The sequence below is a fragment of the bacterium genome, from assembly GCA_031082185.1.
Lineage (GTDB): Bacteria > Sysuimicrobiota > Sysuimicrobiia > Sysuimicrobiales > Humicultoraceae > VGFA01.
This window is the reverse complement of sequence record JAVHLI010000010.1, coordinates 88,533-107,101: the sequence shown is the minus strand read 5'-3', so window position 1 is coordinate 107,101 and position 18,569 is coordinate 88,533. Positions and strand designations below refer to the sequence as shown.

The 18,569-nt window shown below is 67.4% G+C and carries 19 protein-coding genes; 4 read left to right on the top strand and 15 right to left on the bottom strand.

Annotated elements, in window-relative coordinates:
- Positions 1 to 779, bottom strand: a 779-nt coding sequence (locus RDU83_10390; protein ID MDQ7841423.1) for a biotin/lipoyl-binding protein, incomplete at its 3' end; no start/stop codon positions are given.
- A 135-nt stretch (positions 780 to 914) separates the two neighbouring features.
- On the opposite strand from RDU83_10390, the gene RDU83_10385 reads away from it, so the two are divergent.
- Both RDU83_10385 and RDU83_10380 read left to right on the top strand, forming a co-directional pair.
- The gene (locus tag RDU83_10385) at positions 915 to 1,718 is read left to right on the top strand and encodes a DNA alkylation repair protein (protein ID MDQ7841422.1); all 804 of its coding nucleotides are present in this window, start codon (positions 915 to 917) and stop codon (positions 1,716 to 1,718) included.
- On the top strand, positions 1,715 to 2,194 hold the full coding sequence (locus RDU83_10380) for an isoprenylcysteine carboxylmethyltransferase family protein (protein MDQ7841421.1): 480 nt from the start codon (positions 1,715 to 1,717) through the stop codon (positions 2,192 to 2,194). The genes RDU83_10385 and RDU83_10380 overlap by 4 nt, the downstream gene beginning before the upstream one ends.
- Here RDU83_10380 and RDU83_10375 read toward each other — a convergent pair.
- From RDU83_10375 to RDU83_10345, 7 genes are all read right to left on the bottom strand, one after another.
- Complete coding sequence (locus RDU83_10375) at positions 2,191 to 2,655, bottom strand: DinB family protein (GenBank protein ID MDQ7841420.1); 465 nt, start codon at positions 2,653 to 2,655, stop codon at positions 2,191 to 2,193. The two genes, RDU83_10380 and RDU83_10375, sit on opposite strands and share 4 nt — an antisense overlap.
- Positions 2,656 to 2,699: 44 nt before the next feature.
- Positions 2,700 to 3,581 carry an ABC transporter permease gene (locus RDU83_10370; protein ID MDQ7841419.1) on the bottom strand — a complete coding sequence of 294 codons (882 nt, stop codon included), beginning with the start codon at positions 3,579 to 3,581 and terminating at the stop codon, positions 2,700 to 2,702.
- A gap of 18 nt (positions 3,582 to 3,599) precedes the next feature.
- A complete protein-coding gene (locus RDU83_10365; GenBank protein ID MDQ7841418.1) occupies positions 3,600 to 4,529 on the bottom strand; it encodes an ABC transporter permease in 930 nt (309 codons plus the stop codon).
- A gap of 67 nt (positions 4,530 to 4,596) precedes the next feature.
- Positions 4,597 to 6,120: a glutathione ABC transporter substrate-binding protein gene (locus tag RDU83_10360; protein MDQ7841417.1), complete on the bottom strand. Its 1,524-nt coding sequence runs from the start codon at positions 6,118 to 6,120 to the stop codon at positions 4,597 to 4,599.
- 397 nt (positions 6,121 to 6,517) lie between these two features.
- Complete coding sequence (locus tag RDU83_10355; protein MDQ7841416.1) at positions 6,518 to 6,991, bottom strand: hypothetical protein; 474 nt, start codon at positions 6,989 to 6,991, stop codon at positions 6,518 to 6,520.
- 130 nt (positions 6,992 to 7,121) lie between these two features.
- A complete protein-coding gene (locus tag RDU83_10350; protein ID MDQ7841415.1) occupies positions 7,122 to 7,637 on the bottom strand; it encodes a protein-tyrosine phosphatase family protein in 516 nt (171 codons plus the stop codon).
- Between the two features lie 44 nt (positions 7,638 to 7,681).
- The gene (locus RDU83_10345) at positions 7,682 to 8,632 is read right to left on the bottom strand and encodes an aldo/keto reductase (protein MDQ7841414.1); all 951 of its coding nucleotides are present in this window, start codon (positions 8,630 to 8,632) and stop codon (positions 7,682 to 7,684) included.
- A gap of 202 nt (positions 8,633 to 8,834) precedes the next feature.
- Between RDU83_10345 and RDU83_10340 the strand changes: the two genes are divergently transcribed.
- Positions 8,835 to 9,191 (top strand): cupin domain-containing protein, encoded by a 357-nt coding sequence (locus RDU83_10340; protein ID MDQ7841413.1) that lies wholly within the window; start codon positions 8,835 to 8,837, stop codon positions 9,189 to 9,191.
- Here the strand turns inward: RDU83_10340 and dapA are convergent.
- The 7 genes from dapA to RDU83_10305 all read right to left on the bottom strand — a co-directional run bounded on the left by dapA (position 9,176) and on the right by RDU83_10305 (position 17,435).
- Positions 9,176 to 10,114, bottom strand: a complete 939-nt coding sequence (dapA, locus tag RDU83_10335; GenBank protein ID MDQ7841412.1) for a 4-hydroxy-tetrahydrodipicolinate synthase — start codon at positions 10,112 to 10,114, stop codon at positions 9,176 to 9,178. The two genes, RDU83_10340 and dapA, sit on opposite strands and share 16 nt — an antisense overlap.
- A gap of 40 nt (positions 10,115 to 10,154) precedes the next feature.
- The gene (locus RDU83_10330; GenBank protein ID MDQ7841411.1) at positions 10,155 to 11,120 is read right to left on the bottom strand and encodes a sialidase family protein; all 966 of its coding nucleotides are present in this window, start codon (positions 11,118 to 11,120) and stop codon (positions 10,155 to 10,157) included.
- A 42-nt stretch (positions 11,121 to 11,162) separates the two neighbouring features.
- Complete coding sequence (locus RDU83_10325) at positions 11,163 to 12,008, bottom strand: carbohydrate ABC transporter permease (GenBank protein MDQ7841410.1); 846 nt, start codon at positions 12,006 to 12,008, stop codon at positions 11,163 to 11,165.
- Entirely contained in the window at positions 11,981 to 12,859 is an 879-nt protein-coding gene (locus RDU83_10320) for a sugar ABC transporter permease (protein ID MDQ7841409.1), read from the bottom strand. Before RDU83_10320 ends, RDU83_10325 begins: the two co-directional genes overlap by 28 nt.
- 65 nt (positions 12,860 to 12,924) lie before the next feature.
- The gene (locus RDU83_10315; protein ID MDQ7841408.1) at positions 12,925 to 14,250 is read right to left on the bottom strand and encodes an extracellular solute-binding protein; all 1,326 of its coding nucleotides are present in this window, start codon (positions 14,248 to 14,250) and stop codon (positions 12,925 to 12,927) included.
- Positions 14,251 to 14,312: 62 nt separating this feature from the next.
- The gene (locus RDU83_10310; protein MDQ7841407.1) at positions 14,313 to 15,986 is read right to left on the bottom strand and encodes a ribulokinase; all 1,674 of its coding nucleotides are present in this window, start codon (positions 15,984 to 15,986) and stop codon (positions 14,313 to 14,315) included.
- Between the two features lie 33 nt (positions 15,987 to 16,019).
- Positions 16,020 to 17,435 carry an L-fucose/L-arabinose isomerase family protein gene (locus RDU83_10305; GenBank protein ID MDQ7841406.1) on the bottom strand — a complete coding sequence of 472 codons (1,416 nt, stop codon included), beginning with the start codon at positions 17,433 to 17,435 and terminating at the stop codon, positions 16,020 to 16,022.
- A 120-nt stretch (positions 17,436 to 17,555) separates the two neighbouring features.
- On the opposite strand from RDU83_10305, the gene RDU83_10300 reads away from it, so the two are divergent.
- The gene (locus RDU83_10300) at positions 17,556 to 18,566 is read left to right on the top strand and encodes a LacI family DNA-binding transcriptional regulator (protein ID MDQ7841405.1); all 1,011 of its coding nucleotides are present in this window, start codon (positions 17,556 to 17,558) and stop codon (positions 18,564 to 18,566) included.
- The last annotated feature ends 3 nt before the right edge of the window (positions 18,567 to 18,569 follow it).

Below are 18,569 nucleotides of genomic sequence, written 5' to 3'. Positions count from 1 at the left end.
CGGGCGGTGGCTAGATCGGCCGCGCGGACGCGCTCCTCTGCGGCCGCGGCACGGGCCGCGGCGACCAGGGCTTCGGCCTGGCGCACCCTCGCCTCGGCAGTAGCGATGTCCTCGGGCTGGGCGCCGGCCTCAATCAGGCTCTGCGCCTGCAGCGCGGCGTCGTGCAGGGACTGCGCGGTCTCCTCGGCGGCGCGGGCGGCATCGAGCGCGCTCTGCGGAAGCGCGCCTCGGGCCACCAGGTCGCGCATGCGCTGGTGCTCGCGCCGGGCCTGGTCGAGCGCTACCTTCGCCTGCGCCACCCGGGCCGCGGCCTGCTGCCGCTCCTGCGGCCGGGCACCGGCGCGGGCCTTGTCACGCTGTGCCCGGGCGACGGCCAGCTCGGCCTCGGCCTGTGCCAGCCGGGCCACCGCCGTGGCACGCTGCACCTCCAGGGCCGCTGCAGCCTGGGCCTGGCGGGCCCGGGCCGCGGACACCGCTGCCGCGGCCTCGTCCACGCGCGCAGCCATCTCCTCGTTGTCCAGCTCGATCAGGATCCGGCCAGCGGGTACCTCGTCGCCGCTCGCCGCGTGTACGGCCCGCACCCGCCCCGGGACCTTCGGCGACACCGTCACGGTCCGCGCCTCCACCGTCCCTGTGACGGCCAGGGAGTCGGAGAGCGATCCCCGCTCAACCGGCGCGAGGTCCACGGGGGTGGCCCGCCAGGGAGCGCTGATCTGATAGAGCACGCCGGCAGCAACTACGCCTGCGACGACGAGGGCGACAACGCGACCGTGCTTCACACCCAACCTCCCGGGCACTGCGTCTGGTGATCCTCTCTGGCGAGTTCGACCCGGACCAGCGGCTCCCTCTGGGAGGAAACCATGGGCGGATTGCGAACATACCGCGAAACCACCCAGGGAAGTCGGAGGTACCCAGTGCCAGTCTCTGTCGCATCGCTGCGCGCCCTGCTGCGCGCTCACGCCGACCCCATCAATGCCGCCGGGGCCCGGCGCTACTTCGTGGATGGGGTCAAGACCTACGGCGTGCACCGGGCGCTGCTCGACGGGTTCGCCCGCGACGCCGTCGCGGCGCTTCGGACGGGGCAGACCAAGGGGCCGCAGCCCCGCGCGGTCGGTCGCACCGGCTCCCGGCCTTCCGCGCGCACCGGGCTGCCCGCGGCGCTGCGGATCGCCGGCGGCCTCTACCGGTCGGGCAACATGGACGAGGCGGCGCTCGCCGTCCGCATCCTGGAGCGATTCGGCCGTCACCTGACCCCGGCGCACTTTGGCACCTTCGACCGATGGGTCAGCTTCCTCAACGACTGGGCGAGTTGCGACTCGCTGTGCTGCCAGCTCATCGGGCCGCTGATCCGCGACCACCCGGCATTGATCCGCCGCCTCGCCCCCTGGACGCGCAGCCGCCACCGGTGGCGCCGCCGCGCGGCCGCGGTCAGCATGATCCCTCTGGCGCGGACCGGCGAGCGCCTGCCCGAGGTCCTGGCCATGGCAGACCGGCTGCTCGGCGATGCCGATCTCATGGTTCAGAAAGGGGTCGGATGGTTGCTGAAGGAGGCGACGAAGAAGCAGGCCGGCAAGGTCGTGACTTACCTGATGGCGAACCGCGACCGGACTACGCGGCTGGTGCTGCGTTACGCGTGCGAGAACCTGTCCAAGGCGCATCGCCGCCGGGTGTTGAACGCACCTCTGCGGGAGCCGCGCCCTCAAGGAGGCAAGTCATGAGCGACCGACCGCCCTGGTGGAAGGGCACGCGCGGCGAGTGGTTGGTGGTCGGTCAGGTAATCCTGATGGCGGCGGTGGCGCTGGCGCCGCCCGCGTGGCGCTGGACCGCGCCGTCGCGTGCGCTCTGGGTGGCGCTCGGTGTGCCGCTGGTCATCGCAGGAGGATGGCTGGGCCTTCGCGCTCTGTATGAACTCGGTCCCAACCTGACCATCCTGCCCCGGCCGCGGCCAGGGGGCGAGTTTGTGCAGACCGGCCTCTACGCGCGCACGCGCCATCCCGCGTACGGTGGACTCCTGGTCGCGGCGGTAGGATGGGCACTTTGGCGCACGAGCGGCCTGCACCTGGTGCTGGCCGCGGTGCTGACACTCTACATACATGCCAAAGCGCACAGGGAAGAGGCGTTCCTGATGGAGCGCTTCCCCGACTATGCGGACTACCGCGCGCGCACGAAGCACATGGTTCCCCGGATCTACTAGCGCAGCAGATCGTAGTCGGGGAGATCCCGCCGTCCCAGCAACGCCAGCCGGGTGAAGACCTGGCCCCTATGATACTGCTCGTGGGTCACGACGTGCCAGACGATCTCCTCAACGCCGGCGGTCTGCTCCGGATCCCAGGGAAAGGCCCTGCGGGAACCGAGCGCCTTGGGTGTGAGTGCGGACAGCCACGCCATGGTCGCTTCCCGCTGCGGCCTCCATGCGGCAAGGATGCTGTCGAGATCGCCGAACGACGCCGGATCGAGGCGCGTGCGCCGACCCCCGAGCACCACATGCTGAATCCAGAAGGCCTCGGCTCCGACCATGTGCACCAGCACGTCGCGGATCGACTTCATCCCCTCCCCGGGAGGTCTCGTGAGGTCCTCCCAGGTGTGCGGCCGGCACAGATCGGTCAGCTCGACCGGTAGCCTCGCGAATCCGTCGGCAATGCGTGGGGGTAGCATCGCTACACGCGGGCCGGGCGGCCGGTCACATCTCGGGGGGCCATCTACGTCCCGGGTGGTCGCAGCCTGGGATCCAGCAGGTCCCTCAGCGCATCACCCACCAGATTGAATCCCAGCACTGTCAGCATGATTGCGATACCCGGGAAGGTGGCGATCCACCAGGCCTGCAGCATGAATTCCCGCCCGCTCGCAAGCATCCCTCCCCAGTCGGGCGTAGGCGGCTGCGCGCCCAGGCCCAGAAACGACAGGCCGGCCGACGCAAGGATGGCGCCGCCCACGCTCAGCGTCGCCTGCACGATAACCGGAGCGGTGGCGTTGGGAAAGACGTGGCGGGCCACCACACGGCCTGCGCCGGCTCCCATCGCGCGGGCCGCCTCCACGTAGTCCTGCGCCCGGATCACCAGTGCAGCCCCGCGCACCACTCGGGCAAACGCAGGGATGCCCACGATTCCTACTGCCACGATGGCATTGCGCAGCCCGGGCCCCAGCGCCCCGACTATGGCGATCGCGAGCAGTATTGCCGGAAACGCCAGGAGGACGTCCATGACCCGCATCACCAAGACGTCCAGCCATCCGCCGGCATAACCGCTGATCAGGCCCAGTGGCACGCCGATGCCTGCTGCGATCCCCACTGCCAGGAATCCCACCACCAGGGAGATGCGGCCCCCGAAGACGATGCGTGTAAGCAGATCGCGGCCGAACTCGTCGGTGCCCAGCCAGTGGGCCCACGACGGCTGCTGCAGGGCCTGCTCCCACACCTGGGCAGAGGGGTCGTAGCGCGTGACCGAGGGCGCCAGCACAGCGGCCACGGTGATTCCGGTCAGCACCAGCATGCCGATCACCGCCGACCGGTACCGGAGGAGGTGGCGAAGCCGCAGCCGCCACCGTAGGCGGTGCACCAGGATTGCGTTCTCTCCGCTAGCCATGCGGGCTAGTCATGCCGGCTAGTCATAGCGAATCCGCGGATCGAGCAGGGCGTAGAGCAGGTCCACCGCGAGGTTGATGAGCACGAACGCGATGGCGGTGAAGAGAATCGTCCCCTGGACAAGCGGAGTGTCGCGGCTGTAGATTGCGCTGACGGCCAGGCGTCCCAGGCCCGGCCAGGCAAAGACGGTCTCGGTGAGCACCGCGCCGCCGAGCAGCCCGCCGAGCTGCAGCCCTACCACCGTTACGATCGGGATGAGCGCGCTGCGCAGCGCGTGGCCCAGCAGCACGGTCCGGTCGGCGAGGCCCTTGGCACGGGCTGTGCGGATGTAGTCCTGCCCCAGGACCTCCAGCAGACTGCTGCGCGTCATGCGCGCGATGAGCGCCGATGACGCCAGCCCCAGCGTCACCGCCGGCAGCACGAGGTGTTTCCAGGTCCCGAACCCCGAGGCAGGCAGCCAGCCCAGCGCCAGCGAGAACACCAGCATCAGGAGCAGGCCCAACCAGAACACCGGCAGCGAGACCCCAAAGAGCGCCAGGAGCATCGCCGCGTGATCCACGGCACGGCCGCGGTACGCGGCGGAGAGCACGCCGGCAGGGATGCCGATCGCCAGCGCGATCCCCAGACTCGCGACGGTCAGAACGAGGGTGAACGGGGCGCGGGCAAGCACCTCGTCGCGCACCGGCGCGCCGGTTCGCAGCGACCGCCCGAGGTCGCCCTGAGCGGCGCGCCACACGAAACGGCCGTACTGCACGGGCAGGGGGGCGTCGAGCCCCAGGGTTGAGCGGAGCCGGGCGATCTCTTCCTTAGATGCACCCTGCCCGAGCTCGCCCAGCAGGACGCGTGCGGGATCACCCGGCGCCAGGTGGAGCGTGATGAACGCCACCAGCGTGACGCCGAGCATCACCGGGACGAGCAGGCTCAGGCGCTGAACAAGGTAGCGCCCCATGAGCGGATCAGACCGTCACCGTCGCCGCGCCGCCGCTACCACTGCACCCAGCTACCGCCGCGCCCAGCTACCGCTGCACCGTCGCTTTGCGCAACTCCAGATTGATCCACGAGAACGGCGCCGTTGTGTGCTGGATGCCGCTGCGAACCGCATAGGTAGACAGCGGGTAGTATAGGAAGATCATCGGCGCGTCCCGGACTATCAGTGTTTGCGCCCGCCGGTAGATCTGCTCGCGCCGTCCCTGGTCTGCTATGGCGCGGCCCTCATCGAGCAGCCGGTCAACCTCGGGGTTCTTGTAGCGCGAGTAGTTCGGGTTGGGCGCCTGCGAAGAGTGGAACAGCGAGTAGAGAGTGTAGTCCGCGTCGAGCGTGACCGTTCCCCACCGCATGCCGTACATCTCGAACTCTCCGCGATCGAGCCGCGAGAGCCAGGTCCCGAACTCCACCACGTCCACCTCGACCTGGAAGCCCAGCGGCTGGAGACTTGCCTGAATCGCCTGGGCAATCCGCCGCCACTCGGCGCTCTCGAAGATGACGAGACGCGGCCGGAGACCCGGGCGAACGCCGGCCTCGGCCAGCAGCGCGCGGGCGCGGTCGAGGTCGTACTCGTACCCCGGCAGGTCGGGGTTCGCGCCGAACACAACAGGGGAGAGCGGTCCGTTCGCCGGCGTGGCCAGGTCTTTCAGGAAGAATGTGATGAGACCGGCCACCCGCACCGCGTGCCCCACGGCCCGGCGCACACGCACATCCGTGAACGGCGCGCGCTCCATGTGGAACCCGATGTAGTTGGCGCTGAAGCTGGGTTCCTTGTAGACGGTCACTCGCGGGTTGCGGTCCAACCGCGCAACGGAGTCGGCGGGCATGTTGAAGATCAGGTCCACGCCGCCCGACTCGAGCTCAACGATCTGCGTGGACGCCTCCGGGATCGGCCGCATGATGACGCGGGCGATCTGAGGCGGACCTCCCCAGTAGTCGTCGTTGCGCACCATGGTGATCCGGTCGCGGGCCACCCAAGAATCAAACTTGAACGGGCCGGTCCCAACCGGATTGCGCACGAAGTCGGCGCCGAACCGGCCTACGGCCGTCGGGCTGATCACGGATGTGGAGGGATGCGTCAGGTGGTTGAGCAGCGCCGCAAACGGAAAGCGCGTCGTTATCTGCACGGTGTCGTCGGCGATCACCTTGGCCCCTTCCACCATGCTCAGCACAAAGTAGGCCCGTGCCCGTGATTGCGGGTTGATGAAGCGATCAATGCTGAACCTGACCGCCTCCGCGTTGAACGGGGTCCCGTCGTGGAACTTGACCCCGCGGCGGAGCTTGAACTCCCAGGTGCGATCTCCGACCGGCCGCCAGGAGAGGGCCAGCCGCGGTTCGAGTCCCCGCGCGGTGCGCACCAGGAGCGTCTCGAAAATCTGGTTGATCACAAGGAACGACGGGCCATCGTTGGTCCGGTGGGGATCCAGCGCGGTCGCATCGGACTGCATCGCGACGGTGATGGTATCTCCAGGCGCCGGCGCGCCTACCCCGATCCTACCGCTCCCCGTCATCAGAACGAGAAGAACAACCAAACCCGCAAGCATCCGCCTAATCATGCACGCCACCCTCCGTTGTCTGCGAACTCCCAAGGGCACCAGCACGGTGCCCTGTTCCTCAATGATAAGCCGCGCGACCATCCCGCGCAATGACACAGGTCAGGCGGTAGTGGGTCAATTTGACAGACAGTCAGGGGGGCTACCGAAAGATCGCTAAGTGATGCTTGACACACTCCATGTCAATGCTGAGGAAATTTACCATGTTCTTGACATGTCCAGCCTTGATCTCTGGATCTCTTGCCCCATGTTCTCCGGTTGGTAATCCTCTATAGGTCTGATTGTTGAAAAGAACCCAAATCCGGTGCTTCTTGCGCTTCATGATGGACCCAGGAGCACAGGCCGCCAGCATCTCCCGAATCGCCTTTAGAGAGATCATCCCAGAAGACGACATCGAAAGCTAGGCGGCGAGGGCTAAGGGCTGAGGATCGAGGACGTTATCCTTTGCCATTGGCTGGTCGAGTAACTTTACCTCGATCACACGAGGAGACTCAGCCGGCCAGACAGGCAGGCTGGAAATAGCATCTGCGATGGCTTCTCCGGCACGAATCCTGGTAACGGCAGCCTCCCAGCCTTGCTCCGTTACGCGATTCACTCCGTCGAAGAAGCGTCGAACCTCTGCCTCGAAATCCGCGTAGTCCTTAGCCTCGTCCGCGATGTCGAAAAGGACAGCCTTCAACGCTAAGGGGAACTCCGCTCCGGCTTCTGCGAATGTTCGTCCTTCCGCTACCACATCGCCTGGCTCTACCCCAAATAGCCACCATCCGTCCTCTTCTTCTGAAGCGAGAGCGCGACCATGAACGGATACATCGGCCAGAAAGCCGTTCCCTGATACCTTGTCCCGAAAAGCGTAGAGAATGGGATAGTGCTTCATAGCACCCTCCAAGAGAAAACAATGCCCGTCTTACCCAATTTCTAAACGTGGGAGGAAGGAGGCTGGTTCTAATCTAGCAACCATCAAGAAGTCGTTCAACAGGGAGTCTCTAAATCCCTTCCTGATGCTCTTACCGGCCTCCCGAGTGCATGTTCTCTTTGAACCAGTTGATGAGCTGCCGCTGCGCGAGGATCTCAGGTTGGGAGCCGGCTTCGCGTACGGCGTTCTCGGCCTCCGCAGCAGACAGCCCGAGCGCCAGGAGGACACAGGTGGCGAACGTGCCGGTTCGGCCGATGCCCGCTTGACAGTGCACAAGAACCCGCTCCCCCTCTTGAATGCGAGAGGCTGTCGAGAGAACAAACCCGGCAAACGCGCGCCGGTCTTCGGGAACGCCGAAATCGGGTATCGAGAACGCTTCGCGATCGCACGGGAGACGCCCCTCTTCGATCGCCTGCGCGTAGGATGGAGATGCGGACTCGATCTCCGCAGGAGGAACAAGGCAGATTATCCGCGCAATGCCTAGCTTTACTGCCTCTGCGAACGACGCCTCGAGAGGTTCGTAGCGCCCGGGCATGCTGTGGAGGTAGAGCCGGCCGGCAACGGCCTCCGGGAGTCGGACCCTGCGAAAGAGTTTCCGGTCGCCCATCATAACGCCCCCTACCTGGTCTGTCGCGTGACGTCAGAGGACACTCATGCCCGGTCCTTGTCCGGCGCCAGCGCCGCCACCTCGTCCGCCTCCGCCGCCGACAGCTCCCACTCGGCGGCCCGGACGTTCGCCTCCACCTGTGCGGGCTTCGTGACCCCGGTGATCACCGTGGAGACAGCGGGGCGCGCCAGCAGCCATGCAACGGCCAGCTCGGCCAGCAGATGCCCGCGCTCCTTCGCCCATGCCTCCAGCGCGCGGGCGATCGCGAAGTTGCGCGCTGTCATGAACCGCTTCTCGAACCGCTCGCTCTGGTAGCCGCGGGTCCCTTCCGGGGCCGGTTCTCCCTCGCTGTACTTCCCGGTCAGGATGCCCCCGCCCAGCGGGAAGTACGGGATCACCCCGATCCCGAAGGCCTGACACGCCGGAAGCAGCTCGGCTTCTACGCCGCGCGCCAGCAAACTGTACTCGGGCTGCACCGAGACGAACGGCGCCCACCCGCGCCGGTCGCTGGTGCAGAGCGACCAGACGAGCTGCCAGGCGGCGAAGTTGGAGCAGCCGATGTAGCGGACCTTGCCCTGGCGCACCAAGTCCTCGAGGGCGCGCAGGGTCTCCTCGATGTGTGTTTCGCCGTCCCACTCGTGGAGCTGCAGCAGGTCAATGTACTCCACGTTCAGCCGGCGCAGGCTGGCGTGGACCCCGTCCATGATGTGCGCGCGCGAAGACCCGCGCTCGTTGGGTCCTTCGCCCATGGTGCCGAAGACCTTGGTGGCGATTAGGGCCTCGCCGCGCCTGCCGACCAGGGCGTGGCCCAGGTGCTCCTCGGAGACGCCGGTGCTGTAGATGTCGGCCGTGTCGAAGAAGTTGACGCCCAGGCCGAGTGCGGCGTGCACGATGCGCGCCGTCCCATCGGCGTCCACGGACCGCCCGAAGGTGTTGCCTCCCAATCCCAACACGGACGCTTTGAGCCCGGAGTTGCCCAGACGACGGTATCTCATCCCATCCCCCTTTGATCGCGAGGCCCCCTCATCGAGAAGCCTCTACATCGCCAGACCCCCAGCGCGAGGCCTCTGCGCAGAGTTTGATTCGGCAGCGCTGGAATCCTCTGGGGCGGGAATCCTCCGGAACAGGGATCCTCCCAAGGGGGTGATGCCGCCACCTCGCGGCGAATCCTCCCTCACACTCACCCGGAGGTGCCTGATGAGCGAGATCCAGCACGCGGTCCTGGCCGCGTTGACACCTGAGGCGCTGAGCCCCAGGATCACGCGCCGGATGCTGTGGGGAGAACGCCTTATGGTGGCCATGATCGAACTCAAGGCCGGCACGGTGGTGCCCACCCACCAGCACGAGAACGAACAGCTAAGCTACTGCACGTCGGGCTCTATGCGCTTCACCTTCCCCGAGCGGGAACTCGTGCTGCAGCAGGGGGAGGTGCTGCTCATCCCGGGCGGCATGCCGCACAGCGCGGAGATGCTGGAGGACGTGGTGACGGTGGACTTCTTCAGCCCGCCGCGCCAGGACTGGATCGCAGGGGCAGACGCCTATCTGCGCGGGTAAGCTCGGGGCGGATCCCCGCCGAGCAGCCCCAGCTCTTCCAGCACGCCCCGCAGCCGCGCCACCTCCGACTCCTCCGGGAGCATGAGCGGCGGCCGCGGTGGGCCGACTTCAATCCCTGTGACGAGCGTCACGGCCATCCGGGTCAGTGGGATCGGGTTGGCGCGCCCGCCGGGCGTCAGCGCGCGATGGAACGGCATCAACCGGTGATGGATCGCGGTCGCGCCGTCCACGTCGCCCGCCTTGAACTTCCGGATCATCTCCTTGATGAGGCGGCCGAGCACGTGCGCGCCGCCGCTCACGCACCCCACCCCGCCCTGCGCCAGCACCTGGAGGATCATCGCGTCGTCCCCACAATAGACCGCCAGGTGCGGCGCAACGCGCAGGTAGTCCGACGCCTGGGTCGGGTTGGCCCCTGCCTGATCTTTGATACCAACGACGTTGGGCAGCTCGGCTAACCGGGCCAGCGTCTCGGGCATCAGGTTCACGCCTGTGAACAGGGGGATGTTGTAGAGGATCACCGGTAGGGCCGTGGCGCGCGCCACCGCGGCCAGGTGATGGTAGATCTCGTCCTGGGTCGGCCGGCTGTAGTAGGGCAGGATCACGGCCACCGCATCGTAGCCGAGCCGCTCGGCCTCCCGTGTCAGGAAGACGGCGTCGCGCGTGGCCGCCGCGCCGGTTCCGGCGATCAGGGGGACGCGGGCGCCGGCCAACGCCTTGACCCGCTCGAAGATCGCCACCCGTTCCTCGAGTGACAGCGCGTGGAACTCGCCCGTCGTCCCGCCGACGAACAGACTGTCGCACATGCCTCGGTCCAGGAGCCAGGCGAGCAGACGGTCGAGCGCGGCGAAGTCCACGGCCCCGCCGCCATCGAAGGGTGTAACGGGCGGCAGCAAAACCTCGCCGAGGCGTTGGGCTATCGTCATGGGCCGGCCTCTGAGAACGTTATCATGTCGGGGCTCCATCCTATGGTTCCAGAACGACGTGCCGGATCTCCTTGCGCAGCGCGGTGTACGCTATGTGGACGCGGTCTGCTTCGTCCGCAACGATCACGGGATACGAATACTCCCCGGGCCCCTCCTCGAGCGTGAGGGCCGTGCGCCAGGTCCGGCCGCCATCGGTGCTTTCAGCCAGGCACAGGGGGTAGCGCAGATCCCACTCCATCGGGTCGCGGCCGCGGTCGGTATCGTTGTAGCACAGCCACAGGCGCCCGTCCCGGAGGCGGACCACATCCACGCCCGCGTTGGGGTTGCGCAGCGCCGTGGCCCTCAGTCCCTGCCATGTCCGGCCGGCGTCGCGGCTCGTCGCTTGCCAGATGCGCCCTGCCTTGGTCCGCATGAGCATGAGCAGCGTTCCGGGCTCCGCCTCGGCCAGCGTCCCCTGGATTATCGGCACGTTGCTGCCGGCCCCGATCGCCAGATTATCGAAATGCCAGAGCTCAGTGTGCGCCGAGACGCCCAACCGCGCCACGCCCACCTGCCACTTCCACTCGTCGTAGACAGGCAGCAGGAGCTCGTCGCCGAGGCGGAGCGGCTTGTTCTTCGTGAGCACCCCGCTTCGGTCCAGCAACAGCATCTCCGGGCCCCACGAGGCGCCTCCATCGAATGACAGCCGGGCGCAGGGCTTCCCGCCGGTGCACCACTCGCCCCACACCCGAAAGTAGGCAAGCCAGATGACCCCGGGCGCCCCCTCGAACAGCACTGGGTTACCGCACGGGTGGCCGTCGGCAGGAGCCACCAGAATGGGCGGCTCCCAGGCGGCCGCGCCGGAAGCCAGCCGGGCCACGTAGATACCCGAATCCGGCAGGCCCTCGCGGGTCCCGCCGAACCAGGCGCCCAGCAGGTCTCCGCCGTCGAGCGGCAACAGGGTGGCGCCGTGACAGAACGGCGTGGGCAGCGGGTTGGTGGCGGCGTATCGGGCTGCGATGCGCAACTGAGTCTGCCTCGGCCTTCTCGTGCGATCTGCTCGTGCGACCTACTTGTGCGCGGTCATCGTGATCCCGCGGATGATGGAGCCCCGGAGGAACAGGAACAGCATCAGGGTGGGCAGTACTGCCATGGCCGCCCCGGCCATGAGGACGCCGTAGTCAATGTCGTAGGCGCCCTGCAGGGCGCGCAGGCCGATCGGAAGCGTGAACATCTGCGGCGACGAGAGGGCGATCATCGACCAGAAGAACTCGTTCCACGCGAAGGTGAACATGTAGATGACCAGCGCCGCGAGCGCCGGGCGCGAAAGCGGCAGGATCACGTGCCAGAGGATCCTCAAGTTGCCGCAGCCGTCCACCCGCGCCGCGTCGTCGAGCTCACCCGGGATGTTGATATAGAACTGGCGCAGCAGGAAGATCCCAATCGGCATGCCGATCATGGGCAGGAAAACCGCTGGGTAGGTGTTCAGCAGGTGCAGCCGGTTCATAAGGAAGTACAGCGGGATGACGTTCACCTCGAGCGGGATCAGCATTGACGACAGGAAGACCAGGAAGATGGCGTCGCGGCCCCTCCATCGCAGGCGCGAGAACGCGTACGCCGCCGGCACCGAGACCAGCACCGAGAGCACCGTCGTGGTTCCGGCCACCACCACGCTGTTCAGCGTCCATCGCAGGAAGGGCCAGCGGGTGAGCACGACGTGTACGTGATCCAGCGTGGGGCGCTGCGGGATCCACGTCGGAGGAAGCGCGAAGATCTCGGGCGCGGACTTGATTCCGGTGGTGAACATCCAGGCGATGGGAGCCACCCAGAGCAGGGCCAGCGCGGCGGCGAAGGCCACCAGCAGGCGCGGCCCCAGCTTGGCCGCGGTCACAGGGACGACTCGTAGCCGAGCCATCGGAACGACACCATCGTCAGGCCCAGGATGATCAGGAAGAGCACCGTGCCCACGGCCGCTGCCTGACCCATCTCCAGATACTCGAAGCCGAAGCGATAAAGGTACATGGCCAGGACCTCGGATGCCCGCCCAGGGCCGCCCGCGGTCATGATCAGCACCTGCCCGAATACGATGAACCCCGAGATCGTGGTGAGCACCAGGGCGAACAGGATGGCCGGGCGCAGCAGCGGCAGCACGATGGAGAAAAAGACGCGCGGGCTCGAAGCGCCGTCTATCCGCGCCGCCTCGTAGAACTCGTCCGGGATGTCCTCGAGGGCCGCGCGGAACAGCAGCATCCGGTAGCCGGCCAGCCACCACGCCGTGGCCAGCGCGATGGCAGGGAGCGCCCATCGCGGCTCGTTCAGGAACACCGGAGGGTCAATGCCCATGTCCCGCAGGGTGAGCAGCACGATTCCGAAGTCGGGATCCAGCAGCCAGCGCCATATCAGTCCGACAACCGAGACGGTCAGCAGGTAGGGGAAGAAGAAACCGGCCTCCAGCCAGGTGGTGACGCGCCGCTTGCGGCCGGCGAAGATGAACAGCGCCAGCACCAGGCCGATCCCCACGATGAGCGGGATCGCCATGGCCGCGAACTCCAGCGTGTTGACCAGTGCGTTCCAGAAGCGCGGGTCGCGGGCCAGGTTGAGGTAGTTCCGGGCGCCTATGAACTTCGCGTCGCCCAGGGGATCCCAACGGTAGAGACTGATGAAGAAGCCGTACAGGACCGGACCCAGGCGGAACAGGATCCAGAACGCGGCGAACGGCAGTATGAAGAGCGCGATCTCGACGGTCCTGCCGTAGCGACGCTTCATGAGATCCCGATCACCTGGTCACGAAGTGAGGGGAGGACGCCTCGCGGCGTCCTCCCCGGACTGCATCAGCCTGTCAGAACGCGGTTGACCTCGGCCTCGGCGCGGGTCAGGGCGTCCTTGGGCGTCAGGCGCCCATTGTAGGCCTCCTGGATGTGCGGCTCGACCGCCGCGTGCACCCTGGGAGCCAGCGGGTGCACCAGAGGGTAGTGCAGCCACCCCTGGTTCGCCATGTAGGCGAACTTGCTCAGGGCGATCTGCCAGGTCTCGGAATCCTGCAAATCCTTGGCCCGCTGCGCGGGCAGGAACGCCGGGATGTGGCCGCCGTAGATCCCCCACAGGGAGGACCGCTCATTGATCCACTTGATCGCCTTGGCAGCCGCCACCAGCACCTCGTCACCCGCCCGCTGAGGGCGCTGACGCGGGATGACCAGGTTGTGGCTGTCGCCCCAGGTGGTCGGCTTCTCGAAGAACTTGGGAACGTAGTGGAAGCCGAAGTTGACGCCGCTGGCCTTCGCCGTCGGGAAGAACCAGTTGCCGGCTATCAACATTCCCAACTGACCGGCGGCGAACTGCTTGAACCCGTCGGTGCCAGGCGCGTTCCAGCCCTTGCGGTGGATCATGCCGACCAGATAGTCCAGCGCCCGCATGCCCCTCTCGTCGTTGAACGCCGCCCGCTTGCCGTCGGGCGTGAGCAGGGAGCCGTCCTGCCCCCAGAACAGATACTCCCAGGCGCGGCGGAGCTTGCGCGGGAGCGCATCTTCCGCGGGATGGAACGCGAACTGCCCGGTGCGGGCCTTGATCGCATCGGCCGCCCGCTCGAAGTCCTCGCGCGATTCCGGCGGCTTGTCCGGGTCGAGCCCGGCCCGGCGGAAGAGGTCCTTGTTGTACCACATCCCAAACATGTGCGTGTCGAGGGGCACCAGGTAACGCTTGCCGTCAAAGACGCCCGCGTCCCAGACGCTCTTCGTGTACTGCGGCGCCCGAATGCCGGCCGCGTCGAGCAGGTTGCCGGCACGCGACTCCTCCAGCGGGGTCAGCGCGCGGTAGACGTCCATGACGCGGCTGCTGTGGCAGATGCCGATGTGCGGAGCGTTGCCCGAGCCCACGGCCGCGAAGAGCTGCGCGTAGTACTCGGCCCACTGCCCCTGCAGCAGGTTCAGCCTGACCGCGCGGTTCTCGGTGTTGAAGAGCCGGACTATACGTTCCATGGCGGCGGCGTCGCCGCTGTGGAACAACGTGTAGTAGTCGAGTGTCGTGACCCGCTCCTGGGCCATGACGGATGGGATCCGTGTTGCTCCCACGGCGGCCACTGCGGCGGCCGCGGCGGTCGTCTTGAGGAACGTGCGCCGGCTAACCGACATGCGGTGTTCGAGATCCTCTCTCAACCCCATCTTTTCACCTCCTGCGATCGTTCAATCACGTACACTGTACGAGCGTCCCCGAGAACATCGTATCATCCTCGCAGGCGACGCAGCCGCTTCATCACCTCCGTGCCGCCCTCGCCGAAATGCCGGGCAAGATCTAGGTAGTCGCGATAGATGTCATCGTAGATCCGTTGCGCCTCCGGGCGCGGCCGGTAGCAGGCACGGTCGGTGCTGCCCATCCGCCGGATCGCCTCGGTCATGCCCTCATGCCCGCCGTGCGCCGTTCCTGCCGCGGCCGCCGCGTAGATGGCCGCGCCGACCGCGGACGCGTGCGGCACCTTCGCCGCCAGCACGTCGCGGCCGGTGACATCGGCGGTAATCTGCAGCAACAGCGGGCTGCGTTCGGCCAGTCCGCCGCACGCGTGCACCTCGCCCACCGCCACGCCGCCCGCCTCGAAGGTGTCAATAACCCTGCGGGTGCCGAAGACCGCGGCCTCGAGCAGCGCGCGGTAGATCTCGTGGGGCTCGGTGGCGATAGTGAGCCCGACGATCAGGCCGGAAAGGTCGGCGTCCACCAGCGGGGTCCGGCAGCCGTTCCACCAGTCCAGCGCCAGCAGACCCGTCGCCCCTGCCTCCAGGCGCGCCGCCTCGCGCTCCAGATGCGCGAACGCCGCGGCCTCGCCCTCTGCTCCGGCGGCATGAGTGCGCACGTACCATCCAAAGATGTCGCCGAACGACGCCTGGCCTGCCTCGTATCCGAACAGGCCGGGGAGTATCCCGTCTTCTACAACGCCGGAGATCCCCTGCACCGGCTGACGGCGCGCGTCCACCAGCAGGTGACAGGTGGAGGTCCCCATTATGACGACCAACTGCCCGGGCCCGCTGACGCCCACGGCCGGAAGCGCCGCGTGCGCGTCAATCACGGCCACGGCCACCGGCGTGCCAGCGCGCAGCCCTGTGCGTGCGGCCCACTCCGGGAGCAGGCCGCCGGCAGGTGTTGCCACGGGAAGCGGATCGCCCAGTCTGCCGAGCAGAGTGGGGAGAGCAGGATCGAGTGATGCCCAGAACGCAACCGCTGGATAGCCCGCGTCCTTCTGCCAGTGTGCCTTGTATCCGGCCTGGCAGGCGCTGCGCACCTCGCGTCCGACGAGCTGCCAGACGATCCAGTCGCCGCCCTCGATCCAGCGTTCCGCCACCGGAGCCAGGTGGGGGGCCTCGGCCAGGAACTGCCACCCCTTCGCCCAGGACCACTCAGAAGAGGTCTTGCCGCCGTAGAGACGCAGGAACTCGCCCCCAGGCGATCCGGCGGCGGCGTTGATGCGGTCGGCATAGGGCTGCGCCGCGTGATGCTTCCACAACTTGGGCCAGGCGTGAGGCTCGCGCCGGTACTCTTCCAGCAGGCACAGGGGCGTCCCGTCCGCGGCCGCAGGCAGCACGGTGCACGAGGTGAAGTCAATGCCGATTCCGGCGATCGCATCAGGGGGCGCGGCGGCGGCCATCGCGCGCAGGAGAGTTTCCAGCGCCAGCACCCAGTCGCCGGGATGCTGCAAAGCCCAGTCAGGCGGCAGCCGTTCGCTACCATTCGGCGCGCCGGCGGGCTGTTCGCCGCCGACGCGCCCACTACCGTCGGGCAGCGCGCGGTCTATCACACCATGGGGATACGCGAATGTGGCGGTGGCCGCCAGGCGGCCGTCGGAGGTGCCGACCAGCACCGCGCGCGCCGACTCGGTTCCGAAGTCAATGCCGATGGTGTACCGGTCCATGCGCCCGCCCACCTTGAGCCCTGCCACCGCGGCCTACGCGAACACCCGGCAGTCCATCCCCAGTATCTTGCTTATCCACACCAGTTCCTGGACGTAGTCCCCGTACACCCCGTGGATGTGGTTGCTGTCGTACTCGGACAGAAACTCGTCGGCGCCCACCCGGAACCGCGCAAAGGCGTGCGGCCACTCCGGCGTGGTCGCGGCCGCCTTCGCCCAGGCCACTTCCTCCGGGAACTCGACGAACTCAGCGGGAACGATCGCCATCCAGTAGCGTCCCTGGCGTCGGGCCAGGCGGGCCAGCGTCACCTGACCCGGAGCCGCGATGTGCGCCACCGACGCGCCGCCGGCCGGGAAGTAGATGATCTCCGGGTAGAAGCGCACCTTGGGCAGGTTCACCGCCGGATCGAACGACCGGGCCGCAAAGTAGGTGGCGTGCTGCCCGGAGTTGCACAGGTCCCACACGTTGTCCGCGGCGTCGTAGTGGCGCACGTCCGCGAACAGCACCGGCGTGCCGGCGATGTGCTTGAACAACTCCATCGTGAGCGCGCCGTCCATGTCGGCCTCGGTCGCGCAGACGATGGGATCGTGGGGTCCTTCCCAGTCGTAAGGGTCGTTCAGGAACGCCTCAGCCAGGTCCATCGTTGCGAAGTGGTCGGTCATCTCGGGCTGGCCCTTGATGCCGCAGAAGTCCAGGCGCCATTCGTCCACCAGGTCGCGCACCGCGTGGTAGGAGCGGATCTGGCGCTTCAGCAACTCGGGCGTCAGCTTCTTCCCGTCGTAGTGGATCTGTCCCACGTGCTTCTCGAGCCATCGGAATCCGGCCTCGACGCGGTCCGCCGGCACCAGCTCGGAACGGCGGACGATCTCGAACTGGTCAATGTGCTCGACGTCAATGCCGAACTGCCGCTGCCACTGGTCCAGCGGGCTCTGCGCAGTGTACATGCCCATGGAGCGGCCGCCGATCAGCCCGTAGGTCTCGCCGCGCAGCCGGTTGGTGGCCGCGGCCGCGCGCAGGAACTGCAGCGCGCGAGCAAAGACCGCATCGTCGCCCACATCGCCCGAGACGCGTCCGCAGAACACGCCCACCTGGTCCAGCGCGCCCGCGCTGGCCAGCATGCTCACAAGGCCCGGATACCGCGGGTTGACGTTGCTGAACATCAGGAACGGTCCGGGCGCGAACTGGCTGGCGATCGCCGCCAGGTGTGGGAAGCTCCAGATGGCGAAGTTGAAGATCGTGGCGTCCACGCGCTCGGCGGCCAGGTACTGCGCCTCGCTCTTCGCCAGGTCGGTGGTCCAGATGATATCGCGACCGGTGACCACCTCCCAGCCGGCCTCGCGCAGCCGCCGTGTCAGGCGGCCTTCGAACTCGCGGGTCATCGGCAGCAGCTCCGAGTGCACGTGGCGCCGGCCGTCGGAGAACGTCAGGATGCCGACCTTGGGGGTACGCATGCCCTGCCTCCTTCCGTGCGCAGGACCCGCGAAAGGAGAAACGGGCCCTGTGATGGAACTTCTGAGAGCGTTATCACATTGCCCTGGTTTATTTCGCCGGGGGACGGGTAGGATTCCTGCATGGCGACCGTACGAGATGTGGCCCGGCGTGCCGGGGTATCCATGGCGACCGCCGCCCGCGCATTGGGCGGCTACGGCTACGTGAGCGTCCACGCGAGAGAGAAGGTTGCGCGGGCCGCCCGCGACCTGGACTACCATCCCAACGCCATTGCCCGCAGCATGATCAAGGGCCGCACCAATACCCTGGCGGTGATCGTCTCGGACAACGCTAACCCGTTCTTTGCCGCCGTGGTCCGCGGCGTCGAGGACGTGGTGCTGGCACAGGGCTACGCCATCATCCTGTGCAACGCCGATGAGGATCCGATCAAGGAGGCAATGTACCTCGGAACGATCCGGCAGAAGCGCGTGGACGGGCTCATCATTTCTCCTTCCGGCGGACCTGCCGACCTACTGAGGGGACTGCTGGCAAGTGGCATTCCGACCGTCCAGGTGGACCGGCGCCTGAACGGCCTCAAGACCGACGCGGTCCTGATTGACAACCGGGCAGGCGTGCGCGCGGCGGTCGAGCACCTAATCCGCCTCGGCCACCGGCGCATAGGCATCATCAGCGGACCCCGGCGCCTCTACACCGGATCCGAGCGTCTCGAAGCGTTCCTCGATACGCTGCGGCGCGCGGGGATCAAGCCTGACGCGCGATGTATACTGGAGGGGACCTTCAAGGAACGGAGTGGGTATGATCTTGCCGGGGAACTCCTGCGGGTCCGCCGGCGCCCCACCGCCCTGTTCGTGTCAAACAACCTGATGACCATCGGCACACTGCTCCGGCTGAAAGAAGAGGGCGTCACTATCCCCCAGGAGATGGCAGTCGTGGGATTTGACGACATGTACTGGGCGCCGGTGCTGACGCCCCCGCTGACCGCGGTCGCCCAGCCCGGCTACGCCCTGGGCACTGCCGCGGCGCAGTTGCTCCTACGGCGGCTGGCCGCACCGCGTAGCGGCCCACCGGAGACCATTGTCCTCCAGCCGCAACTGGTCGTGCGGGAATCCTGCGGCGCCGGGGCCCGCGCCTGATCC

Bases quoted from the DNA above. Each gene is read 5' to 3' on its own strand.
- RDU83_10320 (MDQ7841409.1), bottom strand. From the start codon at position 12,859: ATGAAGCGTCGCTACGGCAGGACCGTCGAGATCGCGCTCTTCATACTG.
- RDU83_10315 (MDQ7841408.1), bottom strand. From the start codon at position 14,250: ATGGGGTTGAGAGAGGATCTCGAACACCGCATGTCGGTTAGCCGGCGC.
- RDU83_10310 (MDQ7841407.1), bottom strand. From the start codon at position 15,986: ATGGACCGGTACACCATCGGCATTGACTTCGGAACCGAGTCGGCGCGC.
- RDU83_10360 (MDQ7841417.1), bottom strand. From the start codon at position 6,120: ATGATTAGGCGGATGCTTGCGGGTTTGGTTGTTCTTCTCGTTCTGATG.
- RDU83_10375 (MDQ7841420.1), bottom strand. From the start codon at position 2,655: ATGCTACCCCCACGCATTGCCGACGGATTCGCGAGGCTACCGGTCGAG.
- RDU83_10350 (MDQ7841415.1), bottom strand. From the start codon at position 7,637: ATGGGCGACCGGAAACTCTTTCGCAGGGTCCGACTCCCGGAGGCCGTT.
- RDU83_10370 (MDQ7841419.1), bottom strand. From the start codon at position 3,581: ATGGCTAGCGGAGAGAACGCAATCCTGGTGCACCGCCTACGGTGGCGG.
- RDU83_10365 (MDQ7841418.1), bottom strand. From the start codon at position 4,529: ATGGGGCGCTACCTTGTTCAGCGCCTGAGCCTGCTCGTCCCGGTGATG.
- RDU83_10345 (MDQ7841414.1), bottom strand. From the start codon at position 8,632: ATGAGATACCGTCGTCTGGGCAACTCCGGGCTCAAAGCGTCCGTGTTG.
- RDU83_10380 (MDQ7841421.1), top strand. From the start codon at position 1,715: ATGAGCGACCGACCGCCCTGGTGGAAGGGCACGCGCGGCGAGTGGTTG.
- RDU83_10355 (MDQ7841416.1), bottom strand. From the start codon at position 6,991: ATGAAGCACTATCCCATTCTCTACGCTTTTCGGGACAAGGTATCAGGG.
- RDU83_10325 (MDQ7841410.1), bottom strand. From the start codon at position 12,008: ATGGCTCGGCTACGAGTCGTCCCTGTGACCGCGGCCAAGCTGGGGCCG.
- RDU83_10300 (MDQ7841405.1), top strand. From the start codon at position 17,556: ATGGCGACCGTACGAGATGTGGCCCGGCGTGCCGGGGTATCCATGGCG.
- dapA (MDQ7841412.1), bottom strand. From the start codon at position 10,114: ATGACGATAGCCCAACGCCTCGGCGAGGTTTTGCTGCCGCCCGTTACA.
- RDU83_10305 (MDQ7841406.1), bottom strand. From the start codon at position 17,435: ATGCGTACCCCCAAGGTCGGCATCCTGACGTTCTCCGACGGCCGGCGC.
- RDU83_10340 (MDQ7841413.1), top strand. From the start codon at position 8,835: ATGAGCGAGATCCAGCACGCGGTCCTGGCCGCGTTGACACCTGAGGCG.